Raw genomic sequence first — 16500 nt, forward strand, 5'->3', positions numbered from 1 at the left:
TTTGAAGAAATGGCGAAAGAAGAATTAGAATGTTCGTTTTGCGGTAGAAAGAAACCCGAAACCAATTTACTTATTGCAGGCTTAGATGCGCATATATGTGATAAATGTATAGAGCAGGCGCACGGCATTGTAATGGAAGAGCTTAAGCAGGGAGAAGCCAAAGAATTGTCTTCAGATCTCATGCTTAGCAAACCCAAAGTAATTAAAGAGTTTTTAGACCAATATGTAATTGGGCAGGAAGCTACCAAGAAAGTAATGTCTGTAGCCGTTTATAACCACTATAAAAGGTTGTTACAACCGGCAAGCGACGATGATGTAGAAATTCAAAAATCTAACATTATTATGGTTGGGGAAACCGGTACGGGTAAAACCCTTATTGCCAAAACCATCGCGAAAATGCTTAATGTGCCTTTGGCTATAGTAGATGCTACGGTACTTACCGAGGCTGGTTATGTAGGTGAAGATGTAGAAGGTATTTTAACGAGATTGCTTCAGGCAGCCGATTATAATGTTGAAAAAGCACAGCGCGGAATTGTATTTATTGATGAAATAGATAAAATTGCCCGTAAAAGCGATAATCCGTCAATTACCCGAGATGTTTCAGGGGAAGGTGTTCAGCAGGCTTTATTGAAATTACTGGAAGGAACCACAGTTAACGTGCCGCCAAAAGGAGGTCGTAAACATCCCGATCAGAAATTTGTTGAGGTAGATACCGAAAATATCCTTTTTATTGCAGGAGGTGCCTTTGACGGTATTGAACGTAACATCAGTAAGCGGTTAAATATGCAGGCTGTTGGGTTTAGCGCTTCAAAAAGTGAAGACACGATTGAAAGAACCAATCTTCTGAAATATATTATTCCGAAGGATTTAAAAGATTTCGGACTTATTCCTGAAATAATTGGAAGGTTACCGGCGCTTACTTATATGAATCCGTTGGATAAAAGTACGCTTCGTTCTATCTTAACAGAACCGAAAAACGCCATTGTAAAACAGTATCAAAAACTGTTTGAAATGGACGATATCGAGTTTGAAATGACAGATGATGCACTGGATTATATAGTGGAGAAGGCCGTTGAATATAAATTAGGAGCAAGAGGATTAAGATCTTTATGCGAAGCAATCCTTACTGATGCAATGTTTGAAATGCCAGAAAGTGGCCATAGCAAACTTAAAGTGTCACGGGAATATGCCGAGGATAAATTGAATAAATCAACAATAAATAAACTTAAAGCGGTTTCTTAAAAACCATTTTAGGATAAATTAAAAGGCGGCCGGAAATCTGGAATTTTCGGCCGCTTTTTTTGTAGTTTTTCGAAATAATTAATCTACTATTTCATAATGTATAGGCTTAAAACTACCGTTATTGCTATCTTCAGCAGAACACGCGGTTAAGGCTACAATCAGGTCCATTTTGGCTTCAAACAACACATAATCTCCTGCTTTGCTTAATGGCGGGTCTACGCTAAGTTTTCCTTTTTCATCAAATTGTACGTTCATAAAAATATTGAACGCCGTAGGAATATCATCCGGCTCAATTTCAAATTTTTCAAGGTTGGTGTAGAGGTTTTCAAAACAGCTAGGATGATAACCTTCATAATCATACATCACCTCAAAAGTTTCAGGGCTGCAGGGTGCCAGTAGAAAGTCGTTTCTACCGTTAGTATCTTCCAGGAGTTCCATCATTTTATTACTGCGGTTGCTCCAAAGAAAATTCCCGGTACTTATTAAAATAGACTCTTCAAAATCCAGGGTTTTGCCCGATGATATTTTTTCCCTTCTATCTTTTGCATTAAATAGAACCATATCGCTAACCTGTTCACCTTCGGGGTCTATCACCTTCAGCTTCTGTCCTTTTTTCAATTTAAAGGCAGCTCCAGATTGTTTTTTAATTACTTGCATTTATGCTCTTTTTTAATGTTTTCGCTTAACGCGGAAGATAAATTATTTTCTTGCTTTTCCAAATGTGAAGTAACCGATGCTATATCGTCTTTATCATACCCCTGGTGCAATTTTGCAATGGCCTGAATTTTCTCAACTTTACACCAAAATCCTGTGATGTGTGGTAAATGGTCTTCCAGCATTTCTTTAGGAATATCTTTATAATACAACGGGTTTTCCTGCTGCTTTTCAAAAGTAGCTACTAGTTCCTGCAAAGATTCTTCCAGCTCTTCCCGCGATTGAATTTTCAGCTTAACATTTACATGTATTGCCGAATAATCCCAGGTACTAATATCTTTTTCTTTATACCAGGAGGAAGAAACGTAGCCGTGGGCTCCCTGAAAAATAAGCAGAGCTTCTTTACCATCTTCCAGGTGTTTAAACTGCTCGTTGTGGTTTGCTATATGAGCAAATAAAATAAAGTCTTTTGCCGTACCAAGAGTGAGAACAGGAATATGAGTAGCTAAAAGTCGGTCTCCATTAATTATAAAAGTTGCAAAAGGATGATGCTGTATAAATTTAAAGATAAATTCAGGATCATCCTTTTTGTATTTTTTGGGTTGGTACATAGTTATTTTTTTCCTTGATGAAAGGGACATTTCCATTCATCTCCAACTTTACGTCCACTATACTGTCTGGCTTCACTTTTATCACCAAAATCTTCTAACATTGGGTTTATATTACCCTGTAATTCGGTATCGCGTTCCCTAATTTTATCTCTTACAGTATAATACGCCCCCATTTCCCTTAATTTCTCAAATTGCCAGTGCAGGTTAAATGCCATTGCGGGGTATGGGCTTTGTCTCGCCTTTCGGCTACTGTTGGGGTGCAGGCCAACCATATAAAAAGCTTTTCCGCCAATACTAAAGCTAAAGTTATCGTCTTCGGGATTTTTGCTTACGGTGGGATCCCAGGCTTTATTGTCAATATCGTGTAGAAATTCTAATTGTTTCCAAAGTGCGGTTTCAAACTGGGTTTCAGAAAAAGATTCCTGATTTTTAAAAACAGCCATGAACGTATGAAATTCATTCGATTCAAAGTCGTAGTTTTCAATATACTTTTCTAAATCGTTATAAATGAGTTTCGCGGTTTTTCGACTTGGAAATTCATCGTAGGTATGGAGGTCTATATGCTCCTGGCTAAATACAGTTTGTGCCATTATACAAGGATGATCTTGCGTAAGCACAAAGTCTTTAAATGCAGGCTCTATAGCTTGATCTGTAGAAGCTTTCATTTGTTTTACTTTAGATTTTTCTCTGGTGGAAATCATAATGTTGAATGGTTATTTTTGTAAAACTATCAGGTTTTCTGAAAGCTTCTATGGGGTTTAAGAATAAATTAGTTCAAAATTTTAAAAGATTAACAGGTTGCTTCATTCCTTCTTCCGATAGCGAATCATTAAATACAGCATAACGCTATTTAATCCTAGGGAAACTCCATTAGTAGCGATTATAGGAAGATCTTTTTGGGTGATTCCGTAGATTACCCAAAGAAAAACGCCCAGTATCAAAATACTAAACATTCCCGGTGAAACATCTTCCACTTTCTTGGTTTTCCAGGCTTTTTTAATCTGCGGAATCACTGCCACCGTAGTGCAAATTCCTGCCGCCAGTCCCAGAATATCGGTCCACTCTAAATTCATATTTTATTATTTTAGGACATCTTTAGTAAGCCAGTCTTCTAATTCCTCATTTTCATCTGAAGAATGTAATACGGAAATATCACCGGTAGTTTCAAAAACGACCGCACGCACCTGCGAAAGATTTAGAACGTTGGCCTCCCTTAATTTAGACCGGAGATCACCTTCGGTAACCCGAGCTTTCTTTAAATTATTATGAAGTATTGTATTACCGTCCATTAGGAGTAGCGGTGAATTATCAATAGCTTCCTGAAACCAGGAAAATCGCCTTAATATTGCCGCTGAAATTTGCAGAATATATACGGCTGCCAAACCTATAATTCCCTGTATTAAACTCACCGATTTTGAGAGGATTGTAGTTGCCAGAATAGAACCCACTGCTACCGTCATCGCAAAATCAAAGCTGGACATTTTAGAGAAGCTGCGTTTTCCGGCAATTCTTGTAAAAATTATAATAGCCAGGTAAATCCCGGCGGCAGTGAGAAAAATTGCCAGAATAGATGTCCAGGAAGCTTCAAACCATTTTTCCATAATAAGTTTTTAGTAATTTAACTGATTTTCAGCTTATCCCCCAATAATTTCACCACCATTTACGTGAATAATTTGTCCGGTGATATAACTGCTATCCTCACTGGCCAGAAATACATAGGCCGGAGCCACTTCACTGGGTTGGCCTGCCCTTCCCATTGGAGTATCCTGGCCAAACTCGGTTACATCATCAAAAGTAGCTGGAATCAACGGTGTCCAGATGGGACCGGGCGCAACACCGTTAACCCTAATTTTCTTAGTTGCAAGCATTTTAGATAATGAACGCGTAAAACTTACAATTGCGCCTTTTGTGCTGCTATAATCCAGTAAATGTTCACTGCCACGATAAGCTGTAACAGACGTGGTATTTATCACTACATCACCTTCCTGAAGTTGGTGTAGCGCTTCTTTTACGATATAGAAATAAGGATAAATGTTGGTTTCAAAAGTTTTATGAATTTGCTCTGTGCTTATATCATCTATATTTTCTTTGGGAAACTGAATCGCGGCATTATTCACCAGGATATTTAATTTACCTAATTCTTTAGAAGTTTCTTGCAAAGCCTTTTTACAGAAGTCTTCTTTCTTTAAATCCCCTTCAATAATGAGGCATTTTTTTCCTTCTTTTTCTACTAACTTTTTGGTCTCCAGGGCATCTTCATTTTCCTCTAAATAGATAATCGCGATGTTTGCCCCTTCACAAGCAAAGTGAACGGCAACGCTTCGTCCAATTCCGCTATCGCCACCGGTTATTAACGCGTTTTTACCTTCTAATTTACCCGAACCTTTATAGTTTTTTCTAATAATTTCCGATTCCGGATTCAATTTGTATTCTTTTCCGGGTTGCTCCTGCTGCTGGTCAGGAAATTTTTCTGGTTTATTCATATTGATTGGTTTTAGGCTAAATATTTTATAATTAATGCTTTGGCAATTTCGAAATCGGGCGAAGTATAAAGTTAAGAAGCATTGCCTACAATAAAATGTTAAGGATTTATAAGTCTTTCTAAAGAGGTCTTTTAAAAACCTAATAAGGTTAAAAAAACATTCATTTGTGTTAATTGAATACCTTTGTCGAATGAATTTATTAAAGATTGGACATCGGGGCGCCAAAGGTCATTTAGCCGAAAATACGCTGGAGAGTATTCAAAAAGCCCTTGATTTTGGAGTTGATGCCATAGAGATTGATGCACATAGATGTAAAACCGGCGAATTAGTGATAATTCACGATTTTACTTTAGACCGAACTACCAATGGGAGTGGAGAAATCGCAAAAAAATCTTTAGCAGAATTGCAAGCCCTTAAAATTGAAAATAAATTTAGAATTCCATTGCTTACTGAAGTTTTAGATCTTATTGAAGGAAAATGCGCCATAAATATTGAATTGAAAGGATTAAATACCGCAACAGCTACCTCAAAAATTTTAAAGAAATATATTGCTGAAAGAAACTGGAAATATGAAGATTTTATCGTCTCCAGTTTTCAGAAAAACGAGTTATTTCAAATGCGAAAACTCGATGAAAATGTTCCCTTAGGAATTTTGAGTAAAGCAAGTGTGACTGAGGCAATAGAATTGGGAAAACTACTCAATGCTTCAGCAATTCACCCTTCCCTAGGAATTATTACAAGAGATAATGTAAAAGCTTCTCACGAAGCCGGATTTAAAGTAAATGTCTGGACGGTTAACGAACCCGAACATATTGCGCGAATGCAAGAATTTGGTGTTGACGGGATTATTTCAGATTTTCCCGATAGACTATTTTAAGAGAAGCCAGAAAGCTGAAAAACCCGAATTTTTAAACTTTTAAACCTGAAAATGCAGCATTTTGATATCATTATAATTGGCGGCGGGGCAGCAGGATTTTTCACCGCAATAAATGCAGCAGAGATAAACCCCAACTTAAAAATTGCCATTTTAGAACGTGGCAAAGATGTGCTTACCAAGGTAAAAGTTTCAGGTGGGGGGAGATGTAATGTTACCCACGCTGAATTTCTTCCAAAGGAACTTAGCACTAATTATCCTCGTGGCGAAAAAGAATTATTGGGGCCCTTTCACAGCTTTATGACCGGCGATACTATGCAATGGTTTGAAGAAAGAGACATAGCATTAAAGATTGAAGACGACGGAAGAATTTTTCCTGTTTCAGACGATTCCCAGAGTATTATAGACTGCTTTTTACGAGAAACCGGTAGATTAAAAATTCAGGTATTAAAAAGTCATGCAGTTCAAACATTTCAGCAAAAAAATGATTTTTGGGAGATAAAGACCAGTAAAGGAGATTTTTCAGCAGGAAAAGTTATGCTGGCTACAGGAAGCAATCCCAAAATGTGGAATTTGTTGAAAAAAATCGGTCATAAAATTATTGAGCCGGTACCTTCCCTTTTTACTTTTAATATTAAAGACGAGCGAATTAAAGACCTACCGGGAATTGCGACTGAAGCGGTAGTAAAAATAAATTCTAAAAAAGTAAATTTAGAAAGTAAAGGGCCGCTTTTAATTACCCATTGGGGAATGAGCGGGCCGGGGATTTTAAAGCTTTCGGCCTGGGGAGCAAGGGATTTAGAAAAGCTAAATTATCAGTTTGAAATTAAGGTAAATTGGCTTCCGGGTTATCCTGCCGAAGAAATTTTAGATCAACTAAAAGAATTAAAAAACAAACTCGCCAAACAGCAGGTTTTAAAAAATGCGCAATTCGATTTACCCAAAAGATTTTGGAGAAATTTAATAGTTGCAGCAGGAATTACAGATGGTACCACCTGGGCAGATTTAAATAAAAATCAGCTGCAAAATTTAAGCGCACAACTTACCGAGGCCTCTTTTAAAGTAAATGGAAAAAGCACGTTTAAAGAAGAATTTGTTACGGCCGGTGGCGTAGATCTTAAAGAAGTCAATTTTAAAACTTTTGAAAGCAAACTTTATAGAAATCTATTTTTTGCAGGAGAAATTTTAAATATAGACGCCATAACCGGAGGATTTAACTTTCAGAATGCCTGGACGGGTGGCTTTCTTGCCGCGCAAGCAATAAGTAAAGATTAGTTGAGTCGCCAAATTTCAAAATTAAGTGCTATCGCAAAAAGCACCCAAACAGCATAGGGAAGAAGCAAATAAGCTGCAGTATTATTTACTACTTTAAACCATTTTATGGTGAAAAGAAGTAGAATAAATAAAGCAATAATATTTAAAAGTGCTAAAAGTGGCTGTTGGAGGCCAAAAAATAGAAGGAACCAGGCGCCGCTTAACAACAACTGAAATCCAAAATGATATAAAGCCGTTTTTACCCATTTATGATAAAAACCTTTACTCCAAACTATCCCAGCGGCAATTCCCATTAAAACATACATTAAAAATAAAATAGGCCCGAATATAGAATCTGGCAAATTAAACCAGGGCTTGTTCAACTCTGGATACCAACCTTCAAATCCCGTTTGGGTAGCAATCACGCCCATAAAACCGAACAGCAAACAAATGCCAATGGCCACCGAACTTCGAAAAAAGAGTTTTTTGGTCATTCCTGGTTGATTTTCAAAGTAAAATTAAAACCGCTCAAGCATTTGTTTCCTGAAATAGATTGTGTAAAAATCACTATTTCAGACGCTAAGCTTGTGAGTTTTCAACTACTAAAATATAAATTTATTTGAACCGGGAAAGAAAATTCCCAAAACATAAAACATATCTTTGCTTCTTAATTTGGGATATTTGGTTTATTAAGCTCCAATATTCATAGTTTTAAAATATTGATTATGCCTGAAAAGGATTTTATTTCCAAGCAAATTTCGAATAATATAGAGAAAGGAGAAGTAACCTGGCAATCTCCCAGCAATATCGCATTGGTAAAATATTGGGGAAAAAAGGAAAACCAGATTCCGGCAAATCCATCGGTGAGTTTTACCTTGAATAATTGCAAAACCACTACCAAACTGGAATTTCAGAAGAAATCAGGAAAATCTGAATCTTTTGATTTTGAACTTTATTTTGAAGGAAAAAAGAAGGAAGATTTTAAACCGAAAATTCAACAATTTTTTGAAAGAATTGAAACTTACTGCCCGTTTTTAAAAGAATATAGCTTTAAGATTTATACCGAAAATTCTTTTCCACATAGTAGCGGAATTGCATCTTCGGCCAGTGGGATGAGTGCTCTCGCGCTTTGCGTAATGAGTTTGGAAAAGGAATTAGAAGCTATACAAACTAATAATGAAGAATATTTTTATAAAAAAGCCTCATTCTTAGCAAGATTGGGTTCAGGAAGCGCCTGCCGTAGTTTGGAAGGAGAATTAATTGAGTGGGGAGAACATAAAGATATCCCGGGAAGCAGTGATCTCTTCGGAATAAAATATCCGTTTGAAGTTAATGAAGTTTTTAAAAGTTTCCAGGATACTATTTTGTTGGTAGACAAAGGCCAAAAACAGGTGAGCAGCAGTGTTGGTCATAATTTAATGCACGGCCATCCATTTGCTGAAAATCGTTTTGCCCAGGCGCATTCAAATTTAGACAAATTGAAAGAGGTTTTTGCTTCCGGAAATTTAGAAAAGTTTATTTCTATTGTAGAAAGTGAGGCGCTTACACTTCACGCGATGATGATGAGTAGCAATCCTTATTTTATTTTGATGAAGCCTAATACATTACAGATTATCAATAAAATCTGGGAGTTTAGGGAAGCTACCGAAACGCCTATTTGTTTCACATTGGACGCAGGTGCTAACGTACATGTGCTTTATCCCGAGGCAAATAAAACAAAAGTTTTAGAATTCATTAAGAATGAGCTTGTTGCCTATTGTGAAAAAGGGCAGTATATTTGCGATGTTGTAGGAAAGGGAGCAGAAAAAGTTGTTTCTATACAATAAGCTAAAAAACAGGGTTTAATAATTATTCGTATTTTTAGCTAAAAGCATTCGCTATGCAAGTAGATTTTAAAAGATTCGAACTGCTGGATTGGTTGAAAGACCTGGAAGATGAAAATGTTCTTAATGAGATTAAGGCTATTAAGGACAGGAATGAGGAATTCGATTTCGATAAGGAATGGGAGAACGGTTTGACTGGCGAAGAATTTAAAGCAGAAATGCGTAAAAGGATTAATGAATATCCGTGGAAAAAGTAATTTTTACCAGATCCACCTTAGAGTATTTTGATAATTATTTGCATCCTCTTTTTAGGCAAGACTATTTTTCTTTTAAAGAAAATGCACAAAATTATGTTGATAAAATTGTTGATTTTGTTACAACGAAAATAGACAGTTTTCCGCATAAAATCACTCCGGAGAACTTACGTTTCTTAGGTACTTATTATATTTTTTATAAACCTAATAAGCGTACAACCTGGTATGTGTTTTTTGAAAAAAAGCAGCAACACTATCTGGTTACCACAATAATGAATAATTATTGTAAAGAAATTGCAAGTTTAAGTGAAGGCTAAAATCAAAGCTTCCATTGAATTAAAACATTAGAATATGAAAGGACCTTTATTTTATTCAAAAATTCTTCTTTTCGGAGAATATGGAATTATCAAAGATTCCAAAGGTTTATCCATTCCTTATAATTTTTATAATGGAGCTTTAAAAGTAGATGAAGATCCTTCTGAAGCAGCTATTGCTTCTAATAAAAGTTTACGCCGTTTTGCCGATTATCTTAACGAACTTCAGAAAAACAATCCAGAGCTTGTGCAATTTGATATAACTGCTTTAAATGCAGATATTGAAAAAGGCATGTATTTTGATTCTACTATTCCGCAAGGGTATGGTGTGGGAAGTAGTGGTGCTTTAGTTGCTGCTATTTACGATAAATACGCAACCGGGAAAATTACTGTTTTAGAAAATCTTACCCGGGAGAAATTATTAAAACTGAAAAAAGTTTTCGGAGAAATGGAATCTTTTTTCCACGGAAAATCTTCAGGTTTAGATCCGCTTAATAGTTATTTAAGTATACCAATTCTTATAAATTCTAAAGATAATATTGAGCCCGCCGGTATTCCATCTCAAACGGAAAATGGCCAGGGTGCGGTATTTTTATTAGACAGCGGGAGCACTGGTGAAACCGGCCCTATGGTTGGGATTTTTATGGAAAATATGAAACAGGAAGGTTTCCGTCAAATGCTTAAAGAGCAATTTGTAAAACATACCGATGCCTGTGTAGACGATTTTCTTAAAGGGGACGTGAAATCCTTATTCAGTAACGTAAAAAGGCTTTCTCACGTTGTGCTGGACAATTTTAAACCAATGATTCCTGCCCAATTTCATAAACTATGGAAACACGGAATTGATACCAACGATTACTACCTGAAACTTTGTGGTTCTGGTGGTGGTGGCTATATTTTAGGTTTTACTGAAGATATTGAAAAAGCCAGAAAAGCTCTTAAAGATTACAAATTAGAAGTGGTTTATAACTTCTAAATTTCACCCTTCATGGCGTCCTCTTCTAATAAGCGCTTATTGCTGAAAATGCTTAGTTTGTTTTCGGTGGTTCGTGGTTATAATATCCTTGTGCTCATCGTAGCACAATATCTTACTTCGGCATTTATTTTAGCGCCAGAGCTGCCTTTACGTGAAATTCTTTTTGACGATAATTTATTTTTTCTCATCCTTTCTTCAGCAACGGTAATCGCTTCCGGATATATTATCAATAATTTCTACGATAGCGAAAAAGACCTTATTAACAGGCCTAAAAAAACAATGTTAGACCGGTTTGTAAGTCAGCGTACAAAACTTTCAGGCTATTTCATACTTAATTTGCTTGCTATTTTCTTCGCGAGTTATGTTTCGTTTAGAGCGGTAGTTTTCTTTTCAATCTACATTTTTGCGATTTGGTTGTATTCCCATCGTTTAAAGCGAATATTGTTCCTGGGGAATCTTGTTGCTTCCATTTTAACCATTACACCATTTTTTGTGGTGTTTGTGTACTATAAAAATTTTGAAACTGTAATTTTTATCCACGCGACTTTCCTTTATTTAATGATTGTGATGCGTGAATTAGTGAAAGATTTGGAAAATATGAAAGGCGATTTAATTCAAAATTACCAGACCATCCCGGTAGTTTATGGTGAACGACTTAGTAAGCTATTTCTTTCAGTCTTATGTGTTTTGGCTATTGTTCCCATTTTGCTTTTAATCACGCGGTATGATACTGGCTATATGAATTACTATTTCTATGTATCGCTGCTGTTACTCGTGTTTTTCCTGTTGTTTCTTTATTTCAGCAAGGCAAAATGGCAATATTTATTGCTCCATAATATTCTTAAATTAATAATTGTAGTAGGTGTTTTCAGCATTCTGCTTATAGATATTCAAGAAGTGCTCAACAGAGTATTCTAATCATTTTATTCAAAAATTTATATGAAAAAAGATCATAGCTATTTTCTGAAAAGAGCTATTCAATTAGCCGAAGAAGGAATGGATAAAGGCCAGGGCGGTCCTTTTGGAGCCGTAATTGTAAAAGATGGCGAAATTATAGCTGAAGCTAACAATAAAGTTACAGCCAGTAACGATCCTACAGCACATGCAGAAGTCGTTGCGATTAGAAAAGCCTGTGAAAAATTGCAGGATTTTCAATTAGAAAATTGTATTTTATATACTTCCTGCGAGCCTTGCCCCATGTGTTTGGGAGCAATCTACTGGGCGCGCCCTAAAAAAGTTTATTACGCGCTAACCAGGGAAGATGCAGCTAAAATAGGTTTTGACGACCAGTTTATTTACGATGAAATTGCACTGAAAATGGACGATCGTAAAATTCCTTTTGAAAATTTAATGCGAGAAGAAGGACTTCCGATTTTTCAAAAATGGGAGGCTAAGGGCGATCGGGTAGATTATTAATCTGCTGGTTTTTAATCAAAATATGGTGTAAAATCTTTAGGCGAAATAGAATGCCACTATAAATCAATAGAGTACCTTTGCAAAAAATTAGCGATATGAGTAGAAACGATAAATCTAAAGGTGGAAAAGTTAGCGGAAGACAGGGTGGTGGAAACTCTAAAAAGTCTATGGCCCGCGGCAATGCGCCTATAAAAAAGCAGCAGTCCGCTCCTAAAACCCCTTCCAAAACCGATGGAATTCGTTTAAATAAATATATTGCAAACGCCGGAATTTGTTCCCGCCGTGATGCCGATATCTTTATTTCTGCCGGAAATGTAACCGTTAATGGAAAAGTGGTGACCGAAATGGGCTTTAAGGTAGCCCCAACCGATGAGGTGAAGTTTGATGGAAGAAGCGTGAATCCAGATAAGCCTGAATATTTTGTGCTTAATAAGCCAAAAGGAGTGTATGTTACCGGCAGTACCGAAAAAGGAGGGAAAACCGTAATGGATATTATGGCTAAAGCTACCAAAGCAAAGCTTGATCCTGTAGGGAAATTAGATACCCAGGCCATGGGATTATTGGTTTTTACTAACGATGGTACTCTAGCTAAAAGACTTGGTAAGCCAAGAAATGGAATTAGACAAATTTACCAGGTAAATCTAACCAAACCACTTTCTGTAGAACACTTAGAGAAAATTAGGAACGGTGTGATCCTGGAAGACGGGAAAGTAAACATTCAGGATATTAGTTATATTGCTGAGAGACCAAAGAACGAAGTTGGGATAGAAACCAACAGTACAAAAAACCATATTATTCAACGACTTTTTAAAAGTCAGGGTTATGAAGTAGAAAAACTGGATCGTGTAGTTTTTGGCGGACTAACAAAAAAAGACCTACCAAGAGGCCGATTTAGAAGGCTTACAGATCAGGAAGTTATAAATTTAGGAATGCTTTAAAAAAAGTGATTCCGTATTAAGTTTTTTAATATTTTTGAACCGGATTAGGATTTTCCTTTTCCGGTTTTTTATTTAAAAACTTTAATGCATACAATTAATTGACAGGATTTTATAACCTAAACAAATGTGAGCGCTCTCCGCTCTTTAATTTTATTTTTTCTGAAACCCTTTCAGGCTTCAAATCAATTAATTCAACTCACTTTCTTAACATTAATTTACCAGTCGTTTCTTTTGATGCGAAAAATTAATGCCTAAATTTTTACCTTTAATATATAAACCAATCAATTGAATACGAAATACAGCGATTTAATAGACCAGACTTATTATTTTCCACAGGAAGAATTCACTTTGGAAGGCACCGAATTAAAATTCCATAACATAGATTTAATGGAGCTTGTAAAGGAATATGGTGCTCCATTAAAATTCACTTATTTGCCCAAAATTTCAGAAAATATTGGTCGGGCCAAAAAGTGGTTTGCAGATGCTATGGCAAAACACGATTATAAAGGAAGTTATAATTATTGTTATTGTACCAAGAGTTCACATTTTCAGCACGTATTAAACGAAGCTTTAAAAAACGATATTCATATTGAAACCTCTTCGGCTTTTGATATTAATATTGTGGAGCAGCTTAAAAAATCTGGTAAAATTACCAATGATACTTACGTGCTGTGTAATGGGTTTAAGCGCGATCAATACGTAGAAAATATTTCCAGACTGTTAAATGATGGTCATAAGAACTGTATTCCAATTATCGATAATTACGAAGAAATAGACCTTTTGGCTGAAAAGATTAACGGTAAATTTCCTATCGGAATCAGGATTGCTTCAGAAGAAGAGCCAAAATTTGAGTTCTATACTTCCAGGTTGGGAATAGGTTATAAGAATATTGTACCTTTTTATAATAAGCAAATAAAGGAAAACGACCAGGTTTCTCTAAAAATGCTCCATTTCTTTATTAATACGGGTATTCGTGATACAGCCTATTATTGGAACGAATTACAGAAATGTTTACGCGTTTATGTAAACCTGAAAAAAGTTTGTCCAGAGCTGGACAGCCTAAATATTGGTGGAGGGTTCCCGGTAAAAAATTCACTTCACTTTGAGTACGATTACGCCTATATGGTAGACGAGATTATTAATCAAATCAAATTATATTGCGAGGAAGCTGAAGTTGATGTCCCTAATATTTTTACCGAATTTGGAAGTTTTACCGTAGGAGAAAGCGGTGGTGCTATTTACGAGATTTTGTATCAAAAACAACAAAACGATCGTGAGAAATGGAATATGATCAATTCTTCATTTATCACTACTCTACCAGATACCTGGGCCATAAGCAAAAAGTTTGTGATGTTGCCGGTAAACCGTTGGAATGATGAATATGAACGTGTTTTACTTGGAGGATTAACTTGCGACAGTGACGATTATTATAATTCAGAGCAGAACGTAAACGCCATTTATCTTCCTAAGTATAAAAAGGAAAAACCACTTTATATCGGCTTTTTTAATACCGGGGCTTACCAGGAAACTATTGGAGGTCACGGTGGTTTGCACCACTGTTTAATTCCGCAGCCAAAACATCTTCTTATCGATAAAGACCAAGATGGAAATATAAAAACCAGTTTATTTAGCCCTGAACAAAATGCCGAGGATATGCTTAAAATTCTGGGTTATAATGGAAGCAATTAATTTTTTATAAATTTATATAACCAACAACAACCAATTTAGCATTACAATGAGTAAAAAGAATTACGCCGGAATACCAGATAAATACTCGCGAATAGACGACGCGAAAGTGGTATTAATACCGGTGCCGTACGATGGAACCAGTAGCTGGCAAAAAGGAGCAGATAAGGGCCCTGACGCATTTTTAGAAGCTTCAGAGAATATGGAACTTTATGATATTGAAACAAAATCTGAAGTCTATAAAAAAGGAATTTATCTGGCACCTGCAGTAACCGAAGATTCTTCACCCGAGAAAATGGTAGATACCGTATATAAAACGGTAAAAAACTACATAAAGCAGGAGAAGTTTGTTACTATTTTTGGAGGAGAACATTCAGTGTCTATCGGGACTATTAGAGCTTTTAATGAAAGTTTTGAAGATCTTACCGTGGTGCAATTAGATGCTCATGCCGATCTTAGACCAGAATATGAAGGTTCTACTTGTAATCACGCCTGCGCATTGCACGAGGCTAGTAAAAAGACAAATTTATTGCAGGTTGGAATTCGTTCTATGGATGTTTCTGAAGTAGAACATATGGATGAAAACCAGGTGTATTTTGCTCACGATCTTTATGAAGACTGGCAGGATGATGCTATTGGACAAATGACGCCAAATGTATTTATCACTATAGATTTAGATGCATTTGATCCTTCTATTTTACCCTCTACCGGCACGCCGGAGCCAGGAGGCCTTTTCTGGTACGAGACGCTGGAATTCCTAAAAATGATGTTTAAAAAGAAAAATGTTGTAGGTTTTGACATTGTAGAACTTTGCCCAAATGAGAATGAAAAATCATCAGATTTTCTTGCGGCCAAGTTGTATTACAAAATGCTGAGCTACAAATTCAAATACCAAAATTATAACGAAGAAGACGAAGATGAGTAAAGGAGCGATTTCCCAATTTATAGAAAAATATTATTTACATTTTAATTCCGCAGCACTTGTAGATGCTGCAAAAGATTACGAAAAGCAACTTGAAGGCGGCTCAAAAATGTTGGTTTCCCTTGCAGGAGCTATGAGTACTGCTGAATTAGGTAAGATTTTTGCCGAAATGATTCGGAAAGATAAGGTGCATATTGTTTCCTGTACCGGTGCAAACCTTGAAGAAGATGTAATGAATTTGGTGGCTCATTCTCATTATAAAAGAGTACCACATTATCGTGATTTAACCGCTCAGGATGAATGGGATTTACTTGAAAAAGGGCTTAACCGGGTAACCGATACCTGTATTCCGGAAGAAGAAGCTTTTAGAAGAATTCAGAAGCATATTGTAAAGATTTGGAAAGATGCTGAGGCTAGTGGCGAACGTTATTTTCCGCATGAATTTCTGTATAAGTTATTACTTTCGGGGGTTTTGGAAGAGCATTACGAAATAGATCTTAAAGATTCATGGATGTATGCCGCAGCCGAAAAGAATTTACCAATGGTTGTTCCCGGTTGGGAAGATAGTACGCTTGGTAATATTTTTGCTTCCTATGTGCTAAAAGGTGAATTAAAAGCCAGCACCATGAAGTCGGGAATTGAGTATATGACTTTTCTTGCCGATTGGTACACCAACAATTCTAAAGAGGGAATTGGTTTCTTCCAAATTGGTGGTGGTATTGCGGGCGATTTCCCAATTTGCGTGGTGCCAATGTTGTACCAGGATATGGAAAGAACCGATACTCCTTTTTGGAGCTATTTCTGCCAGATTTCAGATTCAACTACCAGTTACGGTTCTTATTCGGGAGCGGTTCCTAACGAGAAAATTACCTGGGGAAAACTAGATATAAACACTCCAAAACATATTATAGAAAGTGATGCAACCATTGTTGCGCCCTTAATCTTTGCTTATTTGTTAGATATGTAATTAACAAATTATTATTAGACTTTAAAGCTGTTCAGAAATGCATTTAATGTATTATTGAACAGCTTTTTTTGTGCCATTTTTTAGTT

Annotated in this window: 20 protein-coding genes; 13 read left to right on the forward strand and 7 right to left on the reverse strand. The window is 36.3% G+C overall.

Annotated elements, in window-relative coordinates; all coding sequences use genetic code 11:
- Positions 1-9: 9 nt before the first annotated feature.
- Positions 10-1242 carry an ATP-dependent Clp protease ATP-binding subunit ClpX gene (gene clpX, locus AO058_RS05925; RefSeq protein WP_075327894.1) on the forward strand — a complete coding sequence of 411 codons (1233 nt, stop codon included), beginning with the start codon at positions 10-12 and terminating at the stop codon, positions 1240-1242.
- A 78-nt stretch (positions 1243-1320) separates the two neighbouring features.
- Here the strand turns inward: clpX and AO058_RS05930 are convergent, their stop codons facing one another.
- The 6 genes from AO058_RS05930 to AO058_RS05955 form a co-directional block, all read right to left on the reverse strand.
- The gene (locus tag AO058_RS05930) at positions 1321-1899 is read right to left on the reverse strand and encodes a DUF1989 domain-containing protein (protein ID WP_075325693.1); all 579 of its coding nucleotides are present in this window, start codon (positions 1897-1899) and stop codon (positions 1321-1323) included.
- Positions 1890-2507, reverse strand: a complete 618-nt coding sequence (locus AO058_RS05935; RefSeq protein ID WP_075325694.1) for an FMN-binding negative transcriptional regulator — start codon at positions 2505-2507, stop codon at positions 1890-1892. Before AO058_RS05935 ends, AO058_RS05930 begins: the two co-directional genes overlap by 10 nt.
- 2 nt (positions 2508-2509) lie before the next feature.
- Positions 2510-3208 carry a guanitoxin biosynthesis heme-dependent pre-guanitoxin N-hydroxylase GntA gene (gene gntA, locus AO058_RS05940; RefSeq protein ID WP_075325695.1) on the reverse strand — a complete coding sequence of 233 codons (699 nt, stop codon included), beginning with the start codon at positions 3206-3208 and terminating at the stop codon, positions 2510-2512.
- Between the two features lie 102 nt (positions 3209-3310).
- Positions 3311-3580 (reverse strand): SemiSWEET family sugar transporter, encoded by a 270-nt coding sequence (locus AO058_RS05945; RefSeq protein WP_075325696.1) that lies wholly within the window; start codon positions 3578-3580, stop codon positions 3311-3313.
- Positions 3581-3586: 6 nt separating this feature from the next.
- Entirely contained in the window at positions 3587-4108 is a 522-nt protein-coding gene (locus AO058_RS05950; RefSeq protein WP_075325697.1) for a DUF421 domain-containing protein, read from the reverse strand.
- A gap of 33 nt (positions 4109-4141) precedes the next feature.
- Entirely contained in the window at positions 4142-4990 is an 849-nt protein-coding gene (locus tag AO058_RS05955) for an SDR family oxidoreductase (protein WP_075325698.1), read from the reverse strand.
- Positions 4991-5180: 190 nt separating this feature from the next.
- Here AO058_RS05955 and AO058_RS05960 point away from each other — a divergent pair, with 190 nt between their 5' ends.
- Both AO058_RS05960 and AO058_RS05965 read left to right on the forward strand, forming a co-directional pair.
- Entirely contained in the window at positions 5181-5867 is a 687-nt protein-coding gene (locus tag AO058_RS05960) for a glycerophosphodiester phosphodiesterase (RefSeq protein ID WP_075325699.1), read from the forward strand.
- Between the two features lie 51 nt (positions 5868-5918).
- Positions 5919-7139, forward strand: coding sequence for an NAD(P)/FAD-dependent oxidoreductase (locus AO058_RS05965; RefSeq protein ID WP_075325700.1), 1221 nt, complete (start codon positions 5919-5921; stop codon positions 7137-7139).
- On the opposite strand, the gene AO058_RS05970 is transcribed toward AO058_RS05965, so the two are convergent.
- Complete coding sequence (locus tag AO058_RS05970) at positions 7136-7612, reverse strand: TspO/MBR family protein (protein WP_075325701.1); 477 nt, start codon at positions 7610-7612, stop codon at positions 7136-7138. The genes AO058_RS05965 and AO058_RS05970 overlap by 4 nt on opposite strands.
- Before the next feature lie 231 nt (positions 7613-7843).
- Between AO058_RS05970 and mvaD the strand changes: the two genes are divergently transcribed.
- The 10 genes from mvaD to AO058_RS06020 all read left to right on the forward strand — a co-directional run bounded on the left by mvaD (position 7844) and on the right by AO058_RS06020 (position 16414).
- Positions 7844-8944: a diphosphomevalonate decarboxylase gene (gene mvaD / locus AO058_RS05975; protein ID WP_075325702.1), complete on the forward strand. Its 1101-nt coding sequence runs from the start codon at positions 7844-7846 to the stop codon at positions 8942-8944.
- Between the two features lie 53 nt (positions 8945-8997).
- The gene (locus AO058_RS05980) at positions 8998-9198 is read left to right on the forward strand and encodes a hypothetical protein (RefSeq protein WP_075325703.1); all 201 of its coding nucleotides are present in this window, start codon (positions 8998-9000) and stop codon (positions 9196-9198) included.
- On the forward strand, positions 9186-9512 hold the full coding sequence (locus tag AO058_RS05985; RefSeq protein ID WP_075325704.1) for a hypothetical protein: 327 nt from the start codon (positions 9186-9188) through the stop codon (positions 9510-9512). The genes AO058_RS05980 and AO058_RS05985 overlap by 13 nt, the downstream gene beginning before the upstream one ends.
- Positions 9513-9546: 34 nt before the next feature.
- The gene (locus AO058_RS05990; RefSeq protein WP_075325705.1) at positions 9547-10485 is read left to right on the forward strand and encodes a mevalonate kinase family protein; all 939 of its coding nucleotides are present in this window, start codon (positions 9547-9549) and stop codon (positions 10483-10485) included.
- Positions 10486-10497: 12 nt separating this feature from the next.
- Positions 10498-11403 (forward strand): geranylgeranylglycerol-phosphate geranylgeranyltransferase, encoded by a 906-nt coding sequence (locus AO058_RS05995; protein WP_075325706.1) that lies wholly within the window; start codon positions 10498-10500, stop codon positions 11401-11403.
- Between the two features lie 21 nt (positions 11404-11424).
- Entirely contained in the window at positions 11425-11901 is a 477-nt protein-coding gene (locus AO058_RS06000; RefSeq protein ID WP_075325707.1) for a nucleoside deaminase, read from the forward strand.
- Between the two features lie 95 nt (positions 11902-11996).
- Positions 11997-12839 carry a pseudouridine synthase gene (locus AO058_RS06005; RefSeq protein ID WP_075325708.1) on the forward strand — a complete coding sequence of 281 codons (843 nt, stop codon included), beginning with the start codon at positions 11997-11999 and terminating at the stop codon, positions 12837-12839.
- Between the two features lie 285 nt (positions 12840-13124).
- Complete coding sequence (locus AO058_RS06010) at positions 13125-14528, forward strand: arginine decarboxylase (protein WP_075325709.1); 1404 nt, start codon at positions 13125-13127, stop codon at positions 14526-14528.
- Positions 14529-14574: 46 nt separating this feature from the next.
- Positions 14575-15450: an agmatinase gene (speB, locus tag AO058_RS06015; protein WP_075325710.1), complete on the forward strand. Its 876-nt coding sequence runs from the start codon at positions 14575-14577 to the stop codon at positions 15448-15450.
- On the forward strand, positions 15443-16414 hold the full coding sequence (locus AO058_RS06020) for a deoxyhypusine synthase family protein (protein ID WP_075325711.1): 972 nt from the start codon (positions 15443-15445) through the stop codon (positions 16412-16414). Before speB ends, AO058_RS06020 begins: the two co-directional genes overlap by 8 nt.
- The last annotated feature ends 86 nt before the right edge of the window (positions 16415-16500 follow it).

The organism is Salegentibacter sp. T436, assembly GCF_001932675.1.
Classification (GTDB): domain Bacteria; phylum Bacteroidota; class Bacteroidia; order Flavobacteriales; family Flavobacteriaceae; genus Salegentibacter; species Salegentibacter agarivorans.